This is a genomic window from Rathayibacter sp. AY2B9 (assembly GCF_002931595.1).
In the GTDB taxonomy this organism is placed as follows: domain Bacteria; phylum Actinomycetota; class Actinomycetes; order Actinomycetales; family Microbacteriaceae; genus Rathayibacter.
The window spans coordinates 10,608-20,055 of the sequence record NZ_PSUB01000026.1 but is presented as its reverse complement, the minus strand read 5'-3'; the positions used below and the strand labels follow the sequence as shown (position 1 = coordinate 20,055).

The following is a 9,448-nucleotide window of genomic DNA, read 5'->3' as shown; positions in this document are numbered from 1 at the left end:
GGGGAACGCGTCATCGCAGGACTTTCTCGAGTGGCCGGCGGGGGCCGGGAGAGGGGGTACTCGATGCTCGCACGGCCGACGCCCGAGTGCGACCGGAAAGGGGGCCCTCCGTCTGGGGGACGCGCGGGAGCTGAGGTCCTCCGCGGGGTCAGAGCGCCGGGAGGGGCCGCCTGAGAGCGTCCAGCCGCTTCCGCCAGGCGTCCAGGCGACCCGGCTCCGCGGCGAGCGCCGGTCCGTCCACCCAGGCGGTCGCCAGCCGGAGACCGTGCAGGGCGTTGGCCGTCCAGACCTCACGGCCCTCCACCGACTCCGGCTCGGCCGGGGCCTCGATCACGTCCACGCCGAGCGCGCCGGCGAGCACCGAGACCGTGCGGGCCGTCACGCTGCGCACGCGGGTGCTCGTCGCCGGAGGGACGACCAGCGCATCGCCCAGCCACCACAGGATCGCGCTGCTCGCTCCGTCGATGACGGCGCCGTCGGCGTCGAGCAGCACGGCCTCGTCCGCTCCCGCGGCGTGCGCGCGCGTGCGGAGGAGGGCAAGACGTGCGATGTCCGGCCCCTTCCAGGAGGGTGTCCGGCGCGGATCCACCGGGCTCGTCCACAGCACCACCGAGCGGGTCGTCGGCGGGGCGGGTCGCAGCCGGAGCCGCAGGGCGCCTCCCGAGAGCTCGACGCGCGGGAAGGACCGGCCCTCGCGGGGCAGGGCGGCGATCGCGGCGTCGAGGAACGCCTCGACGTCCGGGTGCCCGCCCGCCGAGGCGACGGAGGCGGCGAACCGCTCGCGGTGCAGGTCGAGCCCGCGGACGCGGCCCTCGTCCACCAGCCAGGAGTCGGCCGCGTCCAGGGAGGTGCCGGGCGGCTCGGGAACGCTCGTCAGGGCCCGCCCGTCCCACTCCCGAACCTGCTCGCCGTCCACGACCGCCTACGCTAGCCCAGTGGTCTCGGAGGATCGGCACGTCCGCTCGATCGAGCTGCCCTGGGTCGATCCGGAGCTCGCGCACCACGCCCTGTTCGCCACGGCCGAGGCGTCGTTCTGGCTCGACTCGGGCCTCGGAGCGACGAGCGGCCGCTCCTACCTCGGCGCGTGCGCCCGCGGGGACGTGCTCCTCGTCGAGGCCGGCGGCGACGTGGCGGCGGCGCTCGCCGCGGTCGACGACGAGGCCCCGGCGGGCGACCGCGCGCTCGGCCGCTACGGCTGGATCTCCTACGAGGCGGGAGCCGCCTCCGTCTCCCTGCCCTCGGCGCCGACCGGCCCCGCGGATCCGCCGGCCCTCGCCCTTCTCCGGGGCGACCCCGTGCTCGAGTTCGACCACGGCACCCGGACCGTCCGCCTGGTCGCCACGGGAGACGTGCAGGAGCTCACCGCGCGCCTGCTCGAGCTCGTCGGCGCGCCCGCACCCGCGGACCCCGCGGATCCCGAGCCCGCCGGCGACCCGGTCCGCCGCCACTCCGCCGCCGAGTACACGGCGCTGATCGGCCGCTGCCAGGAGGCCATCCGCGCGGGGGACGCCTACCAGCTCTGCCTCACCGACGAGATCGTCGTCGAGGGCCGGTTCGATCCGGTCGAGGCGTACCGTCGCCTCCGCCGCTCCAGCCCGAGCCATCACGGCGGGCTGATCCGCCTCGGCCCGCTCGCGCTCGTCAGCGCCTCCCCCGAGCGGTTCCTCACCGGCGGGGCCGACGGACGCGTCGCCACGCATCCCATCAAGGGCACGCGCCCCCGGGGCCGGGACGCCGACGAGGACCGCGCGCTCCGGGACGAGCTCGTCTCGAGCGTGAAGGAGCGGGCCGAGAACGTGATGATCGTGGACCTCGTCCGCAACGACCTCGCCCGGATCGCCGCCCCCGGCTCCGTCGTCGTCGACCGCCTGCTCGAGGTGGAGAGCTACCCGCACGTCCACCAGCTGGTCAGCGAGGTCTCGGCCCGCCGCGCGCCGGGCGTCGGGATCGCCGAGCTGATCGCCGCCCTCTTCCCGGCCGGCTCGATGACGGGAGCGCCCAAGCGCCGGGCGGTGGAGCTGCTGCGGGAGTGGGAGGGCGGTCCCCGCGGCGTCTACTCCGGCGCCTTCGGCCGCCTGGGCTCGGACGGCTCGCTGGACCTCGCGATGACCATCCGCACCCTCGTGCTCGACGGCGAGCGCGCCCGCCTGGGGACCGGCGGCGGCATCACCGCGCTCTCGGTGCCGGAGGAGGAGGTCGAGGAGACGCGGCTGAAGGCGCGGGCGCTCCTCGCGGTGCTGGGCGCCGCCGAGGAGTGAGCGGGCGCCGCGTTCGTCTGCCGTGCGCGCGGGGCCAGTAGGGTTGATGGTCGAACGCAGCCACCCACGCGTGCGCGTTCTCCCCCTCCTTCAGAAGTGAGAAGCACCTGTGGCAGAAGACACCTCCCGGCAGACCGGCGCGAGCGACGAGGAGCGCTACGACTTCCGAGCGCTCCAGGAGAAGTGGCTCCCGATCTGGGAGGAGACGCGCCCGTTCGCGACGGACGACCCCGACGACAAGCGCCCCCGCAAGTACGTGCTCGACATGTTCCCGTACCCCTCGGGCGACCTGCACATGGGCCACGCCGAGGCGTACGCGCTCGGAGACGTGATCGCGCGCTACTGGCGCCAGCAGGGCTTCAACGTCCTCCACCCGATCGGCTGGGACAGCTTCGGCCTGCCCGCCGAGAACGCCGCCATCAAGCGCGGGCTGAACCCGGTCACCTGGACCTACGACAACATCGAGCAGCAGAAGCGCTCGATGAAGCGCTACGCCGCGTCCTTCGACTGGGACCGCGTGCTGCACACCTCCGACCCCGAGTACTACAAGTGGAACCAGTGGCTGTTCCTCAAGATGTACGAGAAGGGCCTCGCCTACCGCAAGGACAGCTGGGTCAATTGGGACCCGGTGGACCAGACGGTCCTGGCGAACGAGCAGGTCCTCGCGGACGGCACCTCCGAGCGCTCCGGCGCGGTCGTGGTCAAGAAGAAGCTCACGCAGTGGTACTTCAAGATCACCGACTACGCCGACCGCCTGCTCGACGACCTGAACCAGCTCGAGGGCTCCTGGCCGTCGAAGGTCATCGCCATGCAGCGCAACTGGATCGGCCGCTCCATCGGCGCCGACGTCGAGTTCGAGATCGAGGGCCGCGACGAGCGCGTCACCGTCTTCACCACGCGCCCCGACACGCTCTACGGGGCGACCTTCATGGTCGTCGCGCCCGACTCCGACCTCGCCTCCGAGCTGGTCGAGGGCTCCGAGCCCGCGATCCGCGACGCGTTCCGCAGCTACCTCGAGACGGTGCAGAAGTCGAGCGAGATCGAGCGCCTGACCGCCGACCGCCCCAAGACCGGCGTGTTCCTCGGCCGCTACGCGGTGAACCCCGTGAACGGCGAGCGGCTGCCGATCTGGGCCGCCGACTACGTCCTCTCCGACTACGGCCACGGAGCCGTCATGGCCGTGCCCGCGCACGACCAGCGCGACCTCGACTTCGCCCGCGCCTTCGACCTGCCCGTGCGCGTGGTCGTCGACACCAACGCCTCCGTCACCGGGGCGATCCCGGTCATCCCGGAGGACCCGGAGGAGCTGGCCGCGCTCGAGAAGGAGTACTCGCTCGACCCCGCCACGACCGGCGAGGCGCTGACCGGCGACGGCCGCCTGATCAACTCCGGGCCGCTCGACGGGCTCTCCAAGCGCACCGCCATCGAGCGCGTCATCAGGATGCTCGAGGAGCGCGGCCGCGGCCGCTCGGCCAAGAACTACCGCCTGCGCGACTGGCTGATCTCCCGTCAGCGCTACTGGGGCACCCCCATCCCGATCATCCACGGAGCCGACGGCGAGCTCGTGCCGGTGCCCGAGGACCAGCTGCCCGTCGTCCTGCCCTCCACCGACGGCCTCGACCTGCAGCCGAAGGGCTCGTCGCCGCTCGGAGCGGCGGAGGACTGGGTGAACGTGCCGCACCCGGTGGACGGCTCGCCCGCGCGCCGCGACCCGGACACGATGGACACCTTCGTCGACTCTTCGTGGTACTTCCTCCGCTTCCTCTCGCCGAAGGACGACACGCAGGCCTTCGATCCGAAGCTCGCCGAGAAGTGGGCGCCCGTCGACCAGTACGTCGGAGGCGTGACTCACGCGATCCTGCACCTGCTGTACGCGCGCTTCATCACCAAGGTGCTGTTCGACCTGGGCTACGTGTCGTTCACGGAGCCGTTCACGGCGCTGCTCAACCAGGGCATGGTGCAGATGGACGGCGCGGCGATGTCGAAGTCGAAGGGCAACATCGTCCGCCTCTCGGACCAGCTGGACGAGTTCGGCGTCGACGCCGTGCGCCTGACGATGGCGTTCGCCGGCCCGCCCGAGGACGACATCGACTGGGCCGACGTCTCGCCCGGCGGCAGCGCGAAGTTCCTCGCCCGCGCCTGGCGCCTGGCGAAGGACGTCACCTCGAGGCCCGACGTCGAGTGGAAGTCGGGCGACGCGGCTCTGCGCCGCCAGACCCACCGGTTCCTCGCGGAGTCCCCGTCGCTGATCGAGGCGTTCAAGTTCAACGTCGTGGTCGCGCGGCTGATGGAGCTCGTCAACGCGACCCGCAAGGTCGTCGACTCGGGTGCCGGGGCCGGGGACCCCGCGGTCCGCGAGGCGGTCGAGGTGGTCGCGATGGCTCTCAACCTGTTCGCGCCGTACACGGCCGAGGACATGTGGCACCGTCTGGGCTACGAGGGCGCCGTCGCGCACGCGCTGTGGCGCAAGGCCGACCCGTCGCTGCTGGTCGAGGAGAAGGTCACGGCGATCCTGCAGGTCGACGGCAAGGTCCGCGACCGGCTCGAGGTCTCGCCGAAGATCTCCTCCGACGAGCTCGAGGAGAAGGCGCGGGCCACGGCCGGCGTCGCCCGGGCTCTCGTCGGCCGCGAGGTCGTGAAGGCGATCGTGCGGGCGCCGCGCCTGGTGAACCTGGTGACGAAGGCGGTCTAGCCGCCGATCCGTCCCGACGGGGCTCCTCCTCTCGCGGGAGGGGCCCCGTCGGGCGTCCTGCGCCGGTGCTGCTCTCTCCTCCACAGGGAGGCGATCCGGCGGGCTGTCCCCGGATCGGTGTCGGCGGCCGCGCCGGGCGGGGACACGGGTCCTACCGTCGGCGGATGCCAGAGACCAGCGGGACGGACGACGAGCAGCTGACGGCGCTGCTGCGGCCTCGGCGCGCCCGCCCGCGCTGGCGCGTGGGAGTGGGAGCGGCGGTCGTGCTCGTCATCGGCGCCGCGGTGGTCGCGGTGCTGCTCGCGGGAGCGCGGTCGAGCGGTCATGAGCGGGTCCTGGAGCCCGCCGTGTCGACGAGCGCGCCCGCTGCTGCGGTGGTCGAGTCGCTGTACGTGCACGTGGCCGGTGAGGTCGCCTCTCCCGGGCTGTACGTCCTGTCGCCGGAGGCGCGGGTGGCGGACGCGGTCGCCGCCGCCGGAGGGTTCCAGGAGTCGGCGGAGCGCGCGGCGGTCAACCTGGCCCGGAGGCTCGTCGACGGCGAGCAGATCGTCGTGCCGGCCGTGGGAGCGGCGCCGGCCGCGGCGGGAGCGGCTCCGGGCGGATCCGCTCCGGGAGGGGCCTCCGCCGCCGGATCCGTGCTGAGCCTGAGCACGGCGACGGCCGCCCAGCTGGAGGAGCTGCCCGAGATCGGCCCGGCGACCGCGAAGAAGATCGTCGCCCACCGGGAGGCGAACGGCCCGTTCTCCTCTGTCGACCAGCTGCTCGAGGTCCCCGGGATCGGCGAGAAGACGCTCGCCGCGTTCCGCGACCAGGTCGCGCCGTGAGGAGCGTGCGGGCGGCGGACCTGCGGCTCCTGCCGGCAGCGGTGGCCGCGTGGACCACCGCGTGGGCGGCCGGGATGCTGCCGGTCGCGGCAGTGCTCGACGGGGGCCTCTCGTGGTGCGCCGCGGGCTGGGTGCTCCTCGGGGCGGCGTGCGTCCTGCTCCGGCGCGGTCTCGGCGGGCGGCTGGTCGGAGCGGTGCTCGTCGCGGGCGCGGGTGCCGCCCTGGCCCTCACCTCCGTCGTCGCTGCGGCGCCCGGTGGCCACCCGGCGTCGCTGCGGGAGGCCCAGGAGGATCGCGCCCTCACTCCGGTCACCGTGCGCGTCGACACGGGTGCCCGACCGCTCGCGACCGGGGGAGTGTGGTTCGACGCGACGGCGCTGCGGGTGGGAGACGCGTCGACCGCGGCCCCCGTCCGCGTGCTGCTCGCCGATCCCGGCGGTCGTCTGCCCGTGGGCGCCGAGCTCGACCTGGAGGCGCGTGCTGCCGCGCAGGAGGGGCCCGTCGGCGAGGCGACGATGCTGAGAGCGGCGTCCGTTGAGGACCGGCGCGGTCCCGGGGGAGCGGCGGCCGTCGCGGAGGTGCTGCGCTCGCGCTTCCTCGAACGCGCGGCGCTGGTCGGCGGCGATGTGGCGGGTCTGCTGCCGGGCCTCGCGACCGGCGACACGTCCGCGCTCGACGCGGGGCTCGAGGAGGCGATGCGCACCGCGTCGCTCACCCACCTGACCGCCGTCTCGGGCGCCAACTGCGCCGTGGTGGTGGTCGCCGGCTGGACGATCGCGGCGCTCCTCGGCGCAGGGCGCCGCCTCCGGACCGTCGCCGCCCTCGCCCTGCTCGCCGGCTTCGTCGTGCTGGTGACCCCCGAGCCGAGCGTGGTGCGGGCCGCCGTGATGGCGACGGTGGTCCTCCTCGCGCGGCTCGGGCGTCGCTCCGGAGCGGCCGTGCCCGCTTTGCTCGCGACCGTCGTCCTCCTCGTGGCCGCCGACCCCTCGATCGCGGGGAGGCTCGGCTTCGTGCTGTCCGTCCTCGCCACCGCCGGACTCCTGCTGCTCGCCGAGCCGATCGCGGGCGCTCTCGGTCGGGTGCTTCCCCGGCCTCTCGCCCTGCTGCTCGCGGTGCCGACCGCGGCGCAGCTCGCCTGCCAGCCCGTGCTGCTGCTCGTGGACCCGTCGGTGCCGGTGTACGGAGTGCTCGCCAACCTGCTCGCCGAGCCCGCGGCACCCGCCGCGACCGGGCTCGGGCTCATCGGCTGCCTGCTCGCCCCCTGGTGGCCCGGAGCCGCCGACGCGGCGATCCGGCTCGCCGCCGTCCCCGCCTGGTGGATCGCCTCGATCGCCCGCGCCGTCGACTCGTGGCCCGCCCCGAGGATCGCCTGGTGGCCCGGAGTGGGAGGAGCGCTCGCGCTCACCGTGCTGACCCTGCTCGCCCTCGTGCTGGTCACGCAGTCACCGCGGCTCGCGCGGGTGCGCCGGATCGCCGCCGTCGGGCTGGCGTGCGCGATCGCCGCCGCCGGCGGCGCCACCGTCGCCACGCCGCTCCTCCGCGCCGCCTCGGTTCCCGAGGACTGGCGTGTCGCGATGTGCGACGTCGGGCAGGGCGACGCGGTCCTCCTCCGCGGAGACGCGGGCGTGCTGCTCGTCGACACGGGGCCCGAGCCCGCACCGCTCGAGGCCTGCCTCAGCCTGATGGGGGTGGACCGGATCCCGCTGCTGGTTCTCACTCACTACGACCTCGACCACGTCGGCGGGCTCCAGGCCGTACTCGGACGGACCGACGCCGCGCTCGTCGGGCCCGCCGCGGGCCTTGACGACGAGCGCGACCGGGCGGCGCTCACCGGCGCGGGGGTCGCCGTGCAGGAGGCGGTCCGCGGCGACAGCGGCGCGCTCGGCTCGCTGCGCTGGCGGGTCGAGTGGCCGGAGCGGCGGAGCGCGCTGCGGGGCAACGAGGCGAGCGTGACCCTCCGGGTCGACATCGGCGCGGACGCCCGCGGCGGCCCGCTCTCCGTCGCACTCCTGGGCGACCTCGGCGAGCAGGAGCAGGGGCGCGTCTCCCGACTGCCGGTCGGCCGGGTCGACGTCGTCAAGGTCGCGCACCACGGCTCCGCCGACCAGTCGCCCGCCCTCTACGACGCGCTCGGCGCGAGCGTCGGGCTGATCTCCGTCGGGGCGGAGAACGACTACGGTCATCCGAATCCGTCGCTCCTCGCTCTGCTGGCCGAGCGCGGGGTCGAGGCGCTGAGGTCGGATGTCGAGGGTACGGTCGTGCTCGCGTCCCGCAGCGACGGGATCGCGGTCTGGGTGAGCGGCGCGACGGCTCCCGCGGCGGCCTCGGGGCGCCGTGAGCGGGCCGTAGGGTGTAGGGCGCTCGGACGGGCGCGGCACGGAAGGACACGGCATGGCAGGCAGGGCCCCGGCGCGCGCGAAGGCAGCGCCCTCGAAGGCGGCGATCCCGCAGCTCGCCTGGAACCAGACCCGGCCGGCGCCGATCGTGCTGATCACCGGCCCGGAGCAGTTCCTCGCCGACCGCGCGCTGCGCTTCCTCCGCGAGTTCCTCCGGGCCGAGGACCCGAGCCTCGAGGTCAGCGACATCGACGCCGGCGGCTACGCGCCGGGGGAGCTGCTGACGCTCGCGAGCCCGTCCCTCTTCGACGAGCCCCGCCTCATCCGCGTCTCGAACGTCGAGAAGTGCACGGACGCGTTCCTCCTCGAGACCCTCGACTACCTCTCGGCGCCCGCGGACGGGGCGACCCTGGTGCTCCGCCACGGCGGCGGCAACCGGGGCAAGAAGCTCCTCGACGCCATCCGCTCGGGCACGGGCGGCGGCATCGAGATCGTCTGCGCCGAGCTCAAGCGCGAGAGCGACAAGGTCGACTTCGCGATCGCCGAGTTCCGCACCGCCGGCCGCACGGCGACCACCGGTGCCGTCCGAGCCCTGGTGTCTGCCTTCTCCGACGACCTCGACGAGCTCGCGTCGGCGTGCCAGCAGCTGCTGTCCGACGTCACCGGCGAGATCACCGAGGCGACCGTGGCGAAGTACTACGGCGGCCGCGTCGAGACCACGGCCTTCACCGTCGCCGACTCCGCGATCGCGGGCCGTCACGGCGAGGCGCTGCTCGGGCTCCGCCACGCCCTCGCCTCCGGTGCCGACCCGGTACCGATCGTCGCCGCGTTCGCGAGCAAGCTGCGGACCATGGCGAAGGTCGCCGGCTCGCGCGAGGGCTCGGGCCAGGTCGCCTCGCGTCTGGGCCTCGCTCCGTGGCAGGTGGACCGGGCCCGGCGCGACCTGCAGGGCTGGACCGGCGAGGGCCTCGGCACCGCGATCCTGACGGTCGCCGACGCCGACGCCAACGTGAAGGGCGCCACCCGCGACCCCGTGTACGCCCTCGAGCGCATGGTCTCCGTCGTCTCCGCCCGGGGCCTCTGACCCGCCCGAAAGGCCCTGCTCCCGCGATCCGCACCGACCTCGTCCCCGGCGGTTCTCGGTACGCCGCTCCGCGGCCACTCGACCAGCAGTGAGGGGATCACCTCCCCTCGCAGGGTCGCACCGCGGCCGACGAAGAGTCGGACGACGACCCCGCAGGGTCACCGGCGATCCGCGTGTCAGCGGATCGTCGTACCCGGAACGGAACCCGCTCCTCCCACTGCGACCATGCGCGGAAGCCGACTGCGCGACGGGCG

Annotated in this window: 5 protein-coding genes and 1 pseudogene; 5 read left to right on the top strand and 1 reads right to left on the bottom strand. The window is 74.4% G+C overall.

Annotated features, from left to right (window positions below; genetic code table 11):
- Positions 1-148: 148 nt before the first annotated feature.
- Positions 149-916, bottom strand: a complete 768-nt coding sequence (locus tag C5C25_RS15785; protein ID WP_258069440.1) for an aminotransferase class IV — start codon at positions 914-916, stop codon at positions 149-151.
- 19 nt (positions 917-935) lie between these two features.
- Here C5C25_RS15785 and pabB point away from each other — a divergent pair, with 19 nt between their 5' ends.
- From pabB to holA, 5 genes and pseudogenes are all read left to right on the top strand, one after another.
- Positions 936-2,258: an aminodeoxychorismate synthase component I gene (pabB, locus tag C5C25_RS15780; RefSeq protein WP_104251144.1), complete on the top strand. Its 1,323-nt coding sequence runs from the start codon at positions 936-938 to the stop codon at positions 2,256-2,258.
- A 109-nt stretch (positions 2,259-2,367) separates the two neighbouring features.
- A complete protein-coding gene (gene leuS, locus C5C25_RS15775) occupies positions 2,368-4,950 on the top strand; it encodes a leucine--tRNA ligase (protein ID WP_104251143.1) in 2,583 nt (860 codons plus the stop codon).
- A 164-nt stretch (positions 4,951-5,114) separates the two neighbouring features.
- The gene (locus tag C5C25_RS15770; RefSeq protein WP_104251142.1) at positions 5,115-5,774 is read left to right on the top strand and encodes a ComEA family DNA-binding protein; all 660 of its coding nucleotides are present in this window, start codon (positions 5,115-5,117) and stop codon (positions 5,772-5,774) included.
- A gap of 74 nt (positions 5,775-5,848) precedes the next feature.
- Positions 5,849-7,552, top strand: a pseudogene (locus C5C25_RS17010) (ComEC/Rec2 family competence protein); the annotation flags it as partial.
- A 613-nt stretch (positions 7,553-8,165) separates the two neighbouring features.
- Positions 8,166-9,194, top strand: a complete 1,029-nt coding sequence (gene holA, locus C5C25_RS15755; protein ID WP_104225645.1) for a DNA polymerase III subunit delta — start codon at positions 8,166-8,168, stop codon at positions 9,192-9,194.
- Positions 9,195-9,448 lie beyond the last annotated feature (254 nt).

Excerpts from the sequence above, each read along its gene's own strand:
- C5C25_RS15770 (WP_104251142.1), top strand. The coding sequence starts at position 5,115 with ATGCCAGAGACCAGCGGGACGGACGACGAGCAGCTGACGGCGCTGCTG.
- holA (WP_104225645.1), top strand. The coding sequence starts at position 8,166 with ATGGCAGGCAGGGCCCCGGCGCGCGCGAAGGCAGCGCCCTCGAAGGCG.